Origin of the sequence: Bacillus sp. 103mf (assembly GCF_900116295.1) — a bacterium.
Classification (GTDB): Bacteria; Bacillota; Bacilli; order Bacillales; family Bacillaceae_G; genus Bacillus_A; species Bacillus_A bruguierae.
Map to the genome: position 1 here is coordinate 25,431 of NZ_FPAF01000011.1, position 14,333 is coordinate 39,763.

General features: G+C 34.6%; 13 protein-coding genes and 2 pseudogenes. 7 read left to right on the forward strand and 8 right to left on the reverse strand.

The window, feature by feature from the left end:
- Positions 1 to 21: 21 nt before the first annotated feature.
- The 3 genes from BM350_RS19435 to BM350_RS19445 form a co-directional block, all read right to left on the reverse strand.
- Entirely contained in the window at positions 22 to 579 is a 558-nt protein-coding gene (locus tag BM350_RS19435; protein WP_348272210.1) for a hypothetical protein, read from the reverse strand.
- A 474-nt stretch (positions 580 to 1,053) separates the two neighbouring features.
- Positions 1,054 to 1,413, reverse strand: coding sequence for a YolD-like family protein (locus tag BM350_RS19440; protein ID WP_090913634.1), 360 nt, complete (start codon positions 1,411 to 1,413; stop codon positions 1,054 to 1,056).
- Entirely contained in the window at positions 1,410 to 2,675 is a 1,266-nt protein-coding gene (locus BM350_RS19445) for a Y-family DNA polymerase (protein WP_090913633.1), read from the reverse strand. Before BM350_RS19445 ends, BM350_RS19440 begins: the two co-directional genes overlap by 4 nt.
- A 220-nt stretch (positions 2,676 to 2,895) precedes the next feature.
- Between BM350_RS19445 and BM350_RS19450 the strand changes: the two genes are divergently transcribed.
- The 3 genes and pseudogenes from BM350_RS19450 to BM350_RS19460 all read left to right on the forward strand — a co-directional run bounded on the left by BM350_RS19450 (position 2,896) and on the right by BM350_RS19460 (position 5,803).
- Positions 2,896 to 3,072, forward strand: coding sequence for a hypothetical protein (locus BM350_RS19450; RefSeq protein WP_170857740.1), 177 nt, complete (start codon positions 2,896 to 2,898; stop codon positions 3,070 to 3,072).
- 287 nt (positions 3,073 to 3,359) lie between these two features.
- A complete protein-coding gene (locus tag BM350_RS19455) occupies positions 3,360 to 4,274 on the forward strand; it encodes an alpha/beta hydrolase (RefSeq protein ID WP_090913630.1) in 915 nt (304 codons plus the stop codon).
- Positions 4,275 to 4,371: 97 nt separating this feature from the next.
- Positions 4,372 to 5,803 (forward strand): annotated as a pseudogene (locus BM350_RS19460) (IS4 family transposase).
- Positions 5,804 to 6,063: 260 nt separating this feature from the next.
- Here BM350_RS19460 and BM350_RS19465 read toward each other — a convergent pair.
- Positions 6,064 to 7,233 (reverse strand): serine hydrolase domain-containing protein, encoded by a 1,170-nt coding sequence (locus BM350_RS19465; protein ID WP_090913628.1) that lies wholly within the window; start codon positions 7,231 to 7,233, stop codon positions 6,064 to 6,066.
- A gap of 637 nt (positions 7,234 to 7,870) precedes the next feature.
- Here BM350_RS19465 and BM350_RS19470 point away from each other — a divergent pair.
- The gene (locus tag BM350_RS19470) at positions 7,871 to 8,200 is read left to right on the forward strand and encodes a PadR family transcriptional regulator (RefSeq protein WP_002161817.1); all 330 of its coding nucleotides are present in this window, start codon (positions 7,871 to 7,873) and stop codon (positions 8,198 to 8,200) included.
- Complete coding sequence (locus BM350_RS19475; protein WP_090913626.1) at positions 8,197 to 8,925, forward strand: VanZ family protein; 729 nt, start codon at positions 8,197 to 8,199, stop codon at positions 8,923 to 8,925. Before BM350_RS19470 ends, BM350_RS19475 begins: the two co-directional genes overlap by 4 nt.
- Before the next feature lie 346 nt (positions 8,926 to 9,271).
- On the opposite strand, the gene BM350_RS19480 is transcribed toward BM350_RS19475, so the two are convergent.
- The 4 genes from BM350_RS19480 to BM350_RS19495 are packed head-to-tail and all read right to left on the reverse strand — an operon-like array spanning position 9,272 to position 11,646.
- On the reverse strand, positions 9,272 to 9,997 hold the full coding sequence (locus BM350_RS19480) for an ABC transporter permease (RefSeq protein ID WP_090913624.1): 726 nt from the start codon (positions 9,995 to 9,997) through the stop codon (positions 9,272 to 9,274).
- A 2-nt stretch (positions 9,998 to 9,999) separates the two neighbouring features.
- Complete coding sequence (locus BM350_RS19485; RefSeq protein ID WP_090913623.1) at positions 10,000 to 10,722, reverse strand: ABC transporter ATP-binding protein; 723 nt, start codon at positions 10,720 to 10,722, stop codon at positions 10,000 to 10,002.
- Positions 10,723 to 11,193 (reverse strand): DUF3021 domain-containing protein, encoded by a 471-nt coding sequence (locus BM350_RS19490; protein ID WP_090913621.1) that lies wholly within the window; start codon positions 11,191 to 11,193, stop codon positions 10,723 to 10,725.
- Between the two features lie 12 nt (positions 11,194 to 11,205).
- Positions 11,206 to 11,646: a LytTR family DNA-binding domain-containing protein gene (locus BM350_RS19495; RefSeq protein ID WP_090913619.1), complete on the reverse strand. Its 441-nt coding sequence runs from the start codon at positions 11,644 to 11,646 to the stop codon at positions 11,206 to 11,208.
- 651 nt (positions 11,647 to 12,297) lie between these two features.
- On the opposite strand from BM350_RS19495, the gene BM350_RS19500 reads away from it, so the two are divergent.
- Positions 12,298 to 13,728, forward strand: a complete 1,431-nt coding sequence (locus BM350_RS19500) for an IS4 family transposase (protein ID WP_090913616.1) — start codon at positions 12,298 to 12,300, stop codon at positions 13,726 to 13,728.
- 168 nt (positions 13,729 to 13,896) lie between these two features.
- Positions 13,897 to 14,286 (forward strand): annotated as a pseudogene (locus BM350_RS19505) (DUF6262 family protein); the annotation flags it as partial.
- Positions 14,287 to 14,333 lie beyond the last annotated feature (47 nt).

Genomic DNA, 14,333 nt, shown 5'->3' on the forward strand with positions numbered 1-14,333 from the left:
ATAATTGTGCTCTTTTTATTTCTAATTTGATTTTACGGTAGCCGATGAGGCTTCGTCATTCCATATTCTTTCCCCATCACCCATAGAGCTACTTAAATTATAAAGAGCTCCTGTATTCGCTAGTCCAATCGCTCGACCATTCCCATCAAAATCTTCATATATAATTGTATAATCTCCATGGGCATGTGTACGAACAGAAGAAATAGAATCATTAGAATCCCCAGTGAAATTAAAAATTTTCACAGGATTTTTACTTGCAGGTATATTTATAGTAGCCCCGTTACCATCAGCATCTTTATAAAAAGTCGAATGTATGGCCGTTCTATTTATCACTAAGCTACTATTATTCGGGTTATTTCGATTAACAGGATGTTCTTTTAAGTAGTCTTCAAAATCGGCTTTGTTTTTAAAATCAATTGACATTTGTGGTCCAATCATTCCTTTAATCATTACTTGATAAGGTGCAACAGATTTTGGTAGAGAAGCTGCAGAGGCCTCTGAATTAGATACACCTAGCACTAGAGTTCCAGCTAATAATGCTGTAGAAAGTACGCCAACTATACGTTTCAATATCAACACTCCTTTAAGGTTTATAATACATATTCTATACGTAACATCATAATTTTTAGAAGTAGTGATATTAAATTCACCTAGTTACATTTTAGAAAGTTTCTTTGTCTACAAGGGGTCACCTTATCAAAAAAAGAAAATTGTACGTTAAGCGTAAGGATAATTAAATAAGTTAATATGAGCCGAGGTTAAAATGTCGTTTTGTTAACCACAAAATCAAATTTCCTCATTTTGCGAAACTGGTGAATCAGTAGTAAGATGTACTCGACTACTACTCATTTTGGCCTTTCCTTATTTTAGCTCCGCATTTGCGGGGCTTCTTTTTAATAACGGATACGCTGCCATCAGTTCCCGGATTTTATAATTTAAGACAAAATGAATAACTTCACTCAGTTAAAGTGAAGTTGTTTTTTATATAAATATCACTTGGCCATAGAATAACCACTAATGCTTATACCATAAAAAAGTTCCATTATTGGGTTTCTAATCACTATTTTTCACTCCTTGCACATCAACAATGTCAATAAACTTAAAAGTAAATTTATTATAAAATGCGTCTGTACATACTACAGATTTGTTCAAAGGATCTATGTCAATTACAGTAATATAGCTTGTAAGTAGATGCCCATCCTCGTAATAAGTAATTATTATTTCTTCTTCTGAAAGTAATGAGCATAATAGCCTATTTTCAATTATCTCTTTAGCATCTTTGGTTAATACTGGCCGTGATACTTTCATTTTTTCCTCAATGATTTTACTAATACCAACAAACTGTTCTGGTAATGCAGAAAACGGACTCCATTTCACCATTCTCCTACCCTTTGGCATATTTGCGTTATTCATGCTTTATGTCCTCCTAATAATGTGTTTTTGTATCTTGTAGTAGCGCTGTTTGTATAAGAAATTCCTCTTAAAATACTGTTTTTCCCAAACTTTGTACGTATTTCATCCATTACTTTCGTTAATTTCATTTCTTTTTCACGTTGTATTACATTATCAAAAAGCGAGAGTTGTTCTTCTCCCTCATTCACTAAATTTGTTAAAGAAAGACTTATTGATCTAATTGGTTCACCAGTGTATAGGTCATGTGAAAAATATGTACAAATACGGTAAATATCCATTGTTAGATTGGTTGGTCGGCTTAAAGTGTGAGTTTTTTTGATACCACTACCATAAATTTTGCTGTAACCAACTGAAAAATGAAGTGTTTGAGCGAGTTTGTTCAATTTTCTTAATCGATAACAGAATTCTTCAATATGTTCTAAAAGAACAATTGGAAATTCTTCTATTGAGTAATCCCTCATTAAAATTTGACTCTTACCAACAGAAGTTTTCGTTGGTACATATTTTTCAGAAATACGACTAAAATCAATCCCATTGCTATGAAGATGCATCTCTTCACCAATGACACCAAAACTTTGTTTTAAGTATTTAAGAGGATAGTTAGCTAAATCTCCAATCGTATGTATTCCTTTTCGGTTTAATTTTAATTCTGTCTTATGCGAAATTCCCCAAAACTTATGAAGGGGACGTATTGGCCACAATTTTATAGGCACATCTTCGTACTTCCAGTATGCAATACAGTCTTTGTTCTTCTTTGCTTCTATATCGAGAGCGACCTTGCTCATTAAAGGGTTAGGTCCAATTCCTATTGTGCATTCAATCCTAGTCCGTTCATAAATTTCACTTTTGAATTTTAGTGCAAATTCATACGGATCATTAGCAAACAAATGAATACTGTCTGTAATATCCATAAAAAATTCGTCAATTGAATACTGATGAAAATCCTCAATAGGAACATATTGTAAAGCTAATTCAGTTATGTAATTTGAACATTTGATATAAGTTCCCATCATCGGATTGACTACGAGGATGTCTTTTTGACGTGGTAGTTCATATAGTCGAGCCATCTTCTTGATTCCTAATGCCTTTAATGGTGGAGTCGCAGCAAGGACAATTGAACCTTGTCTATTTACATCACCAACTACAGCAAGTTTAGTATACAAAGGATCTAATCCCATTTTGATGCATGATACACTTGCATAAAAACTACGAAGATCTACACAAAAAATAATTCGATTAGGTAATAGCGAATAATCATACAAGGTAATTTCTCCAAATAACAAGAACGTTTGTGCTTATTGTACACGAACCTATGTTCTTTTATAAAGGTTTTTTTTCATAAAAAAAGAGCAAGATCTTTTGATTTAGCTCAATTAATAATTGGAGGATTTTTACTGAGTACATGCATATATTTTAATTGTAAGCCATGGAAAGAGGAGTGATGGCACAGCGATATATCAATATGAATTTGATTTTTCTGTGATGTATAGCGACAGAGTAACAACTGTACAATTCACAACAGTTCCAGCACATTCATTAGAATTTGCAAAAGAAAAATTAAAAACAGAAATTAAACGAAGAATAGATAATTGTGAAATTATGATTCATTCCGCAAGCTTGCAAGTTTCAGAAGACGAAAAGTATAATATTGTGATCTAAATCCTTTGAGAACCACCCAAGGGATTTTTTTATCCTTTATGTATTTAGTGTGGGTAGGACCCCATACCCATCAAGCTAATATTTTGAAGTATCCCCAAAACGAAAAAATGAACTGTCATAGACAACAGTAGCAACATAGATTTTTCGCTTTTAAATAAGGAATCTACTGAATTCTCTAAAAGTATGGAAAAATTCTAGATATGTAAGAGATCAGAGGCTACTCTCTAGACATACTTTAAACTCTCAAGAATAATGAAGATGTACCTAAAAAGTGGGAGGCATCATATATGATAAATTTAAATGATTTGGAACCTGGCATTCGGACCTTGGTCGCTCAATTCATAGAGGCTGATCGACCTTCGGCAAGACAGCAGAGCTTTCATGAACGCCGACAAGGATATTTGAATACAATTGATCTTGCCGGAGAAGCCATGCCTGTATGGAATATTATTGATCAAACAATTGACGGCTTACCGCTTCGTATTTATAAATCGTCGGATCAACTCAATCTTCCTATTCTGATTTATTATCACGGTGGCTGTTTTGTCAGCGGCGATTTCGAAACTCATGATCGTCAAATGCGTCGGTTAGCTAACTTGAGTAAATCCCTCGTTATTGCCGTCGGTTACCGATTGGCACCGGAGCACGTTTATCCAGCCGCACACGACGATGCGGTTAAAGCTACATATATTGTCCGTCAGTATGCTTCGGCTTGGGGGGGAAATCCAGACAATATTACTCTCGCAGGTGACAGCGCAGGCGGACATCTTACTCTAGTTACTTGCCTTCGCCTTAAAACGGAAGGCAAGTGGCTTCCCCAGCGACAAATTCTTATTTATCCGATGCTGGACGCGAACGGTTTAAGCAATAGTTATAAGGAATTTGGAGACGATTATTTGATTACTCGAGATATGTTGCTTAGTGGTTTTGAAGCCTATTTATCTAATCTGCCTTCCAATCATCCAGAAGCTAGTCCATTATATCGAGAAGATTTTACCGGTCTTCCAGAAACTCACATTTTAACAGCAGAATTTGATCCTCTTGTCGATGAAGGTGAGATGTTGTATCGCCGTTTACTAGAAGCAGGCGTAAAAGTACAATGCCGTCGGTACCTCGGAGTAAACCACGGATTCTTTCAATTGGCTGGTATCAGTCCAGCTGGTAAGAAAGCGATTGAGGATGTTGCATCTATTGTCAGGTAGGTACTATTTATTAAATTAAGGAATGAGATAACTCCTTAAAGCAAAAAAATACGCTATTCTTTTTGTAGAAATATACCGAAAGGATGGCGTTTTTAATATGAATTTATCGATTTCTGATGAACTACAATTATTTTCTAAAGAATTACAACGACATATGTCACCTGATGCTTTAGAGAAATTAGCTAGAGAAATAGGATTTGTTCAACGAAAAAGTAAATATCGAGCACAAGATTTAGTGGCTCTTTGTGTTTGGCTAAGTCAGAACGTAGCGTATACTTCACTTACGCAATTATGTAGTTCGATTAGAAGCTAACACCGGTATTTCTATGAGTCCAGAAGGACTCAATCAACGTTTTAATTCTCAAGCTGTTCAGTTTTTACAACAGCTCTTAGCACATTTACTTCATCAACAATTTTGTTCTTCTAGCAAGATTCCAATTTTGTATACAAATTATTTTCGGCGTATTCGTATATTGGATTCTACCCACTTTCAAGTTCCAGATAAATTCTCTTCTACATACCAAGGTGCAGGAGGAAGTGGTCAAAATGCTGGTGTAAAAATTCAATTAGAGTATGATTTACTAAGTGGTCAGTTTCTACATGTTCATGTAGGCTCAGGAAAACACAATGATAAAACGTATGGATCTACTTGTTTAACATCTCTTCAATCGAACGATGTATGTATACGGGATTTAGGATACTTCGACTTAAAAGACCTATATACTATAGAAAAGTGTAATGCTTATTTTATTTCGAGATTAAAGCTCAATACACGTATATATCAGAAGAATAAAGAGCCTGAATACTTTCAAAATGGAACAATAAAAAAACACTCTGAGTACACCCAATTAGATATGGAGCAATTCATTGACCAATTACAGTCAGGTGAAACATATGAAATTCCTGAAATTTACATTGGAATGTATCAAAAGCTTCCTGCAAGACTAATTCTGTATAAATTAACTGAAACGCAAATGAAACGTAGACAAAAGGATTTAGCCTCTAAAGAGCATAAGAAGCAAATTACCTATAAAGAACGCAGTAAGAGGCTTAGTGCAATTAACTTTTACATTACAAATATTCCTTTGGAATATCTCCCAAAGGAACAAGTATACGATTTTTACTCCTTACGCTGGCAAATTGAACTTATCTTTAAAACATGGAAATCATTTTTTCGTATTCATCACTGTAATTCTGTAAAATTAGAACGACTAGAATGTCACCTATACGGACAGTTAATAAGTATCCTTCTTTGTTCCTCCACCATGTTTCAAATGCGCCAATTACTCCTCATCAAGAAGAAGCGAGAATTAAGTGAGTATAAAGCAATTTATATCATAAAAGATTATTTTCAACCTATTTATCAATCCTTACAAAAAGGCACCCAAGAATTAACAAAGATCCTCTTTCGTCTGTTCAATCTCTTACAGAAAAACGGACGAAAATCCCATAGGTATGAGAAGAAAACAGTCTTTGATATCTTGGGTGTCGTATACAACTTTTCTATGTCTCACAATCATGTAGCATAATCCAAAAAATTGAAACCCGATAGGGTTTATTTGGTATGCAAATCTTTAAAGAACTTACACTGGATCTTTAGAAAAAAGAAAAATCACATGTGAAATTAAACTTATATAAGCTTAGCTTGATGGCGATGGGGTCCCACCCCATAGCTATCAAGCTAATATTTTGAAGTGTCCCCAAATTTTTCTTGAAAATAAGTTGGGGCTTTTGAAACAGAAAAGTATATTTTTAACTATGAAAACTACGATGAATTTTTCCTTTTTTCCTACTTGCTAAATTCAGCAAGTAAAATATTTTTAAAAGGATTAGGACTGTCAGTTCTACCCAAACTATTCCAATTGACGACCAACGTATGCTTGCCTCCAAGTTTACCTCCAACAAGAGTAGTAAACCCTAGAATGCCACCTGTGTGTCCCCATATCGAGACACCGCTTGGAAGCTTAGTTTCATAGATTCCAAGACCATATCCATCGATTCCTTCTTTTCCTGTAGGAACTGTAGTAAGCATTTGTTTTAGTTGCTGTTCTTTCAGTAATTTGCCACCGAGCAAGTAAGAGAAGAATTTGTTTAAGTCGTCAGCAGTAGAAATCATATCTCCAGCAGAGCTACCTGCACTTGGGTTATAATAAGTAACGTCTTTTAGCTCACTTGCTCCGTCTGGTTGGACATATCCACGGGCATGGTTAGTGCCTGGAATAACACTTGAGTTGCCTGGTAGGAATGTATTCGACAATTCAAGTGGTTCAATAATCCGATTTTCAATCTCTTCCGCATAGCTGTTTCTGGTTACTTTTTCAATAAGAATGCCCAGTAATACGTATCCTGTGTTTGAATAAGACCAGCCATCTCCTGGGGCAAAGTCTGGAGGCAGAGAAACCCCCATCTTCACTAACTCTTCAGCCGTATACGATTTTTTTGTATCCGTAAAATCAGCGTCTTTTGACCTTGAGTATTCAGCGATACCACTTGTATGGTTCAATATCTGCCGGATAGTAATCTTGTTACCATCATATCCATTTCCTTGAATGACACCAGGCAACCAGTTTTCGATGTAGTCGTCTAGATTCAGGCGATTCTCTCCAGCTAATTGAAGTACAACTGTTGCGGTGAACGTCTTCGTCACACTCCCAATGCGAAAGCGAAAATCTGTTTTCATTGGTTTCTTGGTTCTCAGATCCGCTATCCCAGCGGCATACCCCCACGTTTTTCCACCCTCAGAAGTTTTAGCAAGTATCCCCGGGTATCCAAGTTGCAATGTATCCCGCATTGCTTGCTTGACGGAAGTATGATCTCGTTGAGTATTTGTTTGTAACGAACTAGATACATTTTGAGTGGGCTCTGCTTTTACAATTGAGGTTGGTGTTGTATATAACAGGGAACTTCCAGCTATTAAAAGGGCCAGACTTGCACATGTAATTTGACTACGTATTTTCATATGGCATTCCTCTCCTCTATTCATATTGTATAAGTGTTTGCTTACTGTTCCTTACTTCCTGACAAGACTTAGGGAAAGGCCCTCACGCATATAGATTAAAGCCCCAGTACAAAGGTATCTATCAATACCAACAATTTGAGCCAGTTAAATCTCCATCCCTTCTATAACAAAATTATTCAAAGGTATGAAAGCATATTATGTACCCTTAGTTATTGTTAGGATTAACACAACATGAGACATAGCCCCAACCCATATTTTACTTTATTTATCCATGATATGTATTGAGAAAGAATATAAATTCGAATCCTTTCCGTACCCCAACTATTGATCGTTTTTTTCACCTATTATAATTAGTTATTTAGAATTTCATAATAAAAAACTGTAAAAAAATAACGAGTCCCTTAACGAACAGGAAGTGGTTTAAAAATATGTCTAAACGCACAATTATCTTTTTTTGATATGGTGACCCCATCGCCATCAAGCTAAGATAAGTGTATATACCCAAAACAAGTAAAAAGAAAATTTCATGCAATTAAGCGCTTATTAGCATCTTTCATACTGAAAGATGTTATTTTCTATTTTGTTATGTTGTTTTACGACATATGTCGTGTTACGATATTGTTCAGGGGGTGAAAAAATGGATAAAGAGATGATGAAAGGAAGTATTGATATACTTGTGCTCTCTATAATTTCTCACCATGATACTTATGGTTATGAAATTATTCAAAAACTTAAAGAACAAAGCAATGACGTTTACCATATGAGTCAAGGTACACTATATCCAGCACTCAAACGAATGGAACAAAAGAAGTTGATTGAATCTTACTGGGGAGAATCAGAAACAGGAATGAAGAGAAAATTTTACTCGATTACTGTGGCTGGCAAGCAGGAACTAGAGAAGAAATTGGATTATTGGGGACAAATCACTGCACTTATTCAAGCTTGCAGGAAAGGGGACTTCGCATGAAAGATTTTGAAAATTACATAGAATGTATTGTGGAAAATACTAATCTAGATAGGTCATCCCGAGACGAGCTGGCTTTAGAATTACTTGATCATCTCACTAGTTTAAAAGAAGAATATATTAAAAAAGGGATGTCTATTGAGCAAGCAAAACAAATGGCGATACAACATTTTGGAGAACCAAATTCTATTGGAGGGGAGCTTCAAAAATCTATTTTTCCATATGAAAAATTCATAAAGCGTTCTGTATGGTCTTTATTTGTTGCTTATATATTGTTCTTTATTTGGTATCAGTACTTAGGAAATGGCTTTGGGCGTGAATGGTTTTTTGGGATTATTGAACAATTTTCAAGAAATCATGATGTAATGTGGTTGCTTCGCACTTTTATTGATATTACACCTTTCTATATGCTTTTTCTTCATAACAACATACCTGGTTATTGGATAGTTCATGCAGTTAAACCAATTATCTTATTGATTCCATTGGGATTTTTAATTCCTATTCTATTTCATAGGTTCCGTTCTTCTAAAGCAGCTTTTATGCTCTTTGTTAAATTAACTTTAATCATTGAGTTGTTGTATATTGTCATGTTAGTAGGTACTTTTGACACTACTAGTATTATTTGTCATTTGGTTGGCCTCTTAGTTGGATTTATGGGATGGAAATTACTACAAAAACTGCAGGTTAAAAAATTCCTTACACCATCTAATATGAACTATGTGAAGTAAAAATTTTATTGTGATTAATTCACAGAGGATCTTGGAACCAAATAAAAAATGTACAAGAATTTAATAATGGTTTGTCTTTATTATTCAGGTAGCATCACCTCTTTAGAAAACAGAAAAAATCTAGTTGAACGGACTTTTACTTAATCTTAGGTTGATGGGCATGGGGTCCCACCCCATGCCCATCAACCTAATGTTTTAGATCACCCCCAAAACGAGAATTCTATTCATTTTTGACTACTGATAAGTGGGGGATGTTAACTACAAAACCCCTGACTGGAGTAGCGCCCCTATAATACGGATTTACAACGTTAAGTTGTTTATAGTATTAAATATGAATGAAATTTAGTTAGCTTTTCATTTTTCTCTTAAAGCCCCAAACAGCAATTAAGAAGATAATTATCGTATAGCCAACTACCCATAATAATGGTACAACAATATCTCTGTACTCACCAGATAAAGCAAATCGTGTAGCATCAACTGCATGAGCAAATGGTAATGCATAACCGATTGTTTTAAAAGTACCACCAATTATATCTAACTTAAACCAAGTTCCACTTAACCACGTTGTAAGATTTACGAATATCGCAAAAATCCCACCGACCTGTTTGTCAGTGAAGAACGTTCCGAGTAGTAAACCAAATCCAATGTAAAGCGTTGCAATGATAACAAGCAGAAAACTAGCAAATATTACATTCGTACTAATAGATAAACCTAAGAAAAATGCAGAAATAAAACAAATAACAATTTGAAGAAATACAACAGGTAATAGAGGGAGAGTATACCCAGCAATATAATCTGTCGCAGTCATAGGGGAAGCGAAAATTCTCATTAAAAACGAACTACTTTTATCCTTTCCAATCAGCATCCCTGAAAATAACGTAGCGAACGAAAAACTGAAAACAATCACTCCTGGTGTTAAGTTTTCTATGCTATAAAGTTCAAATGGCATATTTTTCTGCATGATTGAAAAAAGACACATGATAATAATCGGAAGTACAATCCCAAATACAAGTGTCAAAGGGTCTCGTAAAATCTCTTTACGATTACGCGTAGCAAATGCTAAAGTTCTCATAGTCAAGCCCCCTCTTCAGTTAGCTTAAGGAATATATCCTCTAAGTAAGATTCTCCCGTACTCTCTTTTAACTCATCAATCGTTCCAAGTGCACGCAACTTACCATCGTGCATGATCCCAATACGATCAGCAAGTGCTTCTACTTCTTCTAGATAATGTGTCGTTAAAATAGTTGTGATTTTCCCCTTTAACTCAAGAAGTGTTTTCCATAAATCATGTCTCGCACGAATATCCAGCCCTAGTGTTGGCTCATCTAGGAAAATAATTTCAGGTGACGAAATAAGTGCCATCGATATGCTTAATCGGCGCTGCAACCCACCTGATAATGTTTTAGCTTTATTTTCTGCTCGCTCCAAAAGTCCAAACTTCCTCATCATTTCCACCGCTTTTTGCGTAGCGTCTTGCTTCTTGCTTCCATATATACTTGCGATAAATTCTAAATTTTCTTTTACAGAAAGATTCGGAGCTACCGCAGTTTCCTGTGGCGAAATATTTATTTTTTGTTTTACTGCCGTTGGGTTCTCGACAATACTATCCCCTAACATCAGAGCGTCTCCACTTGTAGGTGTAAGCAAGCAGCTAAGCATTTTAATCGTCGTTGTTTTCCCGGCAGCATTTTGTCCTAGAAGTGCAAAAAATTCTCCCTTCTCAATCGTCAGTGAAAGATTATCGACAGCTGTATGCTCTTTATAATTTTTTGTTAAATTCTTTATAGCAATGGCCATTTATTCATCACCTCTCCCTTCTAATTGTTTCGATTGAATCGCAGCATTAATTCGTTTGATATCATTCTTTGAAATCATGTATTGAATAACCCACGTGACAACATACGTACCTAAAAAACTAATAAAAAAAATCATTGTGCTTGTGAATGTTTTTGGCATCCAAAGCAGTGTCACTATTGGTACCCATACCAATGCTGTTATGCAAAAGTGAACGATGTACTGTTTCAATAGACTCCACTTCGCTATTTCAAAAACAAGAGAACTTGTAGCGAACGTGACTCCAATGATCCCTGTTAACATTATTTGTACAATGACAGCGGTCATCTCACTAACAAAGAAAGAGCGAAAGTGATCCACAACTGATATATATTCTCCATGTCCTAATTTGAGTGAAATAAGGATTTGTACGACTTGTCCTATAATCACGCCGATGACAAAACCACCAAAAACTCGATTTATTAAATTTTTCACGATGTTTTCACCTCATATTCCGAACAATTTCTTAATTTTTGAAACATAGCGTCGAGAAGCATACGTTTTGATATTACCTGCTAATAAAACGCCAATTGTTCCTGTTATACTAATATCCATATTCGTAATCATTTTAATGTTAACAATCTCTGAGTTTGAAATACGAACGAAAAATTGACTATTTAGTTTCGCTTCTAGTTCATATAACCTTGAACGAACCGTATAGATACCAGCAACAGTTTGGAGAAATACCTTCTGTTTCTCCGCATAGATTCTGACGATATCTTTACATTCGACTATTTCAACACCTCTTTCTGAAAATACAGCCAATGAATCCATACGAGCCTCTGAGAGCCGTTTCATAATATCAGATATCTCATCTGTCATTTTATCTGTAAGAATGATAATTTTCGGTTCTTTATAAGATGGGTCTATCGAAACTTCAAACTTCACTTCACCACTTCCCTTTCGCTCGCTCTAAATATAAAAGCTATTTAAGTTACTGTAAATGGATTTTCGATAATCGGTCGTTTTCACACGATAACTGGTCAAAATACGAATATAGCAATTCTTTTTAGATGCTTCAGGAACACATTCTCCTTATTTACAATAAAAAAGTGCACGAAGACAGGCACTCTGTGTACTAATCCAATATATGTATTTCTTAATAAAAATCGTTTTTGAAAATTTTTCCATATAGGTAAATAGCCTGTATGAAAGGCTTTATAATATTCAAAAAACTATATCTTTATGAAAAGCTTTACCCTATTAATAAAATGAACTTTTTTATATTTCTATTATACATGAATAAAAAAACGGCACTTTATTTTGTGGCGTGTGGCTCTAACTAAATAATTTTATTGTTTTTTAAGGGACTTTATTATTTATGAACATTATATTTTCTTAAGTGAATTATATTTATATCTGTTAGTAAAGACTATGTGAACGAAGAAACCCTTCAGAAAATCTGAAGGGTTTCTAGATGCATTAAATACTAATAGGGATATCATCCCATCGCTATCAAATTGAGATAAATTTGTATCTAAATATTATGAAAAACGCTATTATTTATTTAGAAATATATAGAAAGGATGGCGTTTTCATATGAATCTATCAACTTCTGATGAACTACAATTATTTTCTAAAGAATTACAGAGATATATGTCACCACATGCTTTGAATGAGTTAGCTAGAAAAGTAGGATTTGTTCAACGAAAAAGTAAATACCGCGCACAAGATTTAGTATCCTTATGTGTTTGGTTAAGCCAAAATGTAGCTCATACATCATTAACACAATTATGTAGTCGATTAGAAGTAAACACAGGCATTTCTATGAGTCCAGAAGGACTCAATCAACGTTTTAATTCTCAAGCTGTCCAGTTTTTACAACAACTCCTAGCACGTTTACTTCACCAACAATTTTGTTCTTCTAGCAAAATTCCAACTCTATATATAAACTTTTTTCGTCGTATTCGTGTATTAGATTCTACACATTTTCAGGTTCCAGATAAATTCGCTTCTACATATCAAGGTTCAGGAGGTAGTGGGCATAGTGCTGGTGTAAAAATACAATTAGAATACGATTTACTAAGTGGTCAGTTTTTATATGTTCATGTAGGTTCGGGAAAACATAATGATAAAACGTATGGTTCTACTTGCTTAACATCTCTTCAATCACATGATGTATGTATACGAGATTTAGGATACTTCGATTTAAAGGATCTACATACGATAGACAAGTGTGGTGCGTATTTCATTTCACGATTAAAGCTTAACACTCGTATATATCAGAAAAATAAAGAGCCTGAATACTTTCAAAATGGAACAATAAAAAAGCACTCTGAGTACGTCCAATTAGATATGGAGCAATTCATTGACCAATTACAGTCAGGTGAAACATATGAAATTCCTGAGATTTATATTGGAATGTATCAAAAGCTCCCTGCAAGACTAATTATGTATAAATTAACTGAAACGCAAATGAAACGGAGACAAAAGGATTTAGCATCTAAAGAATATAAGAAACAAATTACCTATAAAGAACGTAGTAAGCGACTTAGTGCTATTAACTTTTACATTACAAATATTCCTTCAGAATATCTCCCGAAAGAACAAGTATACGATTTTTATTCCTTACGATGGCAAATTGAACTTATCTTTAAAACATGGAAATCGGTCTTTCGTATTCATCACTGTAATTCTGTAAAATTAGAACGACTAGAATGTCACTTATATGGACAATTAATAAGCATCCTTCTTTGTTCCTCCACCATGTTTCAAATGCGCCAATTACTCCTCATCAAGAAGAAACGGGAATTAAGCGAATATAAATCGATTTATATCATAAAAGATTATTTTTCACTTATTTATCAATCCTTACAAAAAGACACCCAAGAATTAACAAAGATATTGTTTCGTCTGTTCAATCTTTTACAGAAAAATGGACGAAAATCTCATAGGTATGAGAAGAAAACTGTCTTTGATATCTTAAGTGTCGTATACAACTTTTCTATGTCTCACAATCATGTAGCGTAATTAAAAAATTTGAAACCCGATAGGGTTTATTTGGTATGCAAATCTTTAAAAAACTTACACTGGATCTTTAGAAAAAAGAAAAAGTCTCACGTGAAATTAAATTAAAACAGGCTTAACTTGATGGGCATGGGGTCCCACCCACATTTTAACGAAAACATACGCTAAGCAAATTTCGACCGTGAAGAGCAACTAAGGCAGCTACACGAAAAAAGGAAACAGACAACTATAGCTAAGGTTGAGGAAGCTATAAAACGTCTAACCAAGAGCTCTAAAGCAATTAACTTCAATAGTGTGGCAGAAGAAGCCGGAGTGAGTAAAGCCACACTGTATAACCATACAGAGCTCAAAGAACGCATCAATTTCTTGCGAAATCAACAAGAAAAAGCATTTGTGGACTCTAGGATTAAATGGGACGAGAACAATCAAAATGCCGTCATCGCTTCTCTTAAAAGAAGAATTGAAACGTTAGAGAAAAAGAATAAAGAGCTTGAAGAAGAAAATAAGCAATTGCGTGAAAAAGAAAATGAAAAGCTTACTGATTACTTCATGAAGTTATAAAATTAGGACCGTACATATTAGACATATCTAAAATGTACGGTCCTTTT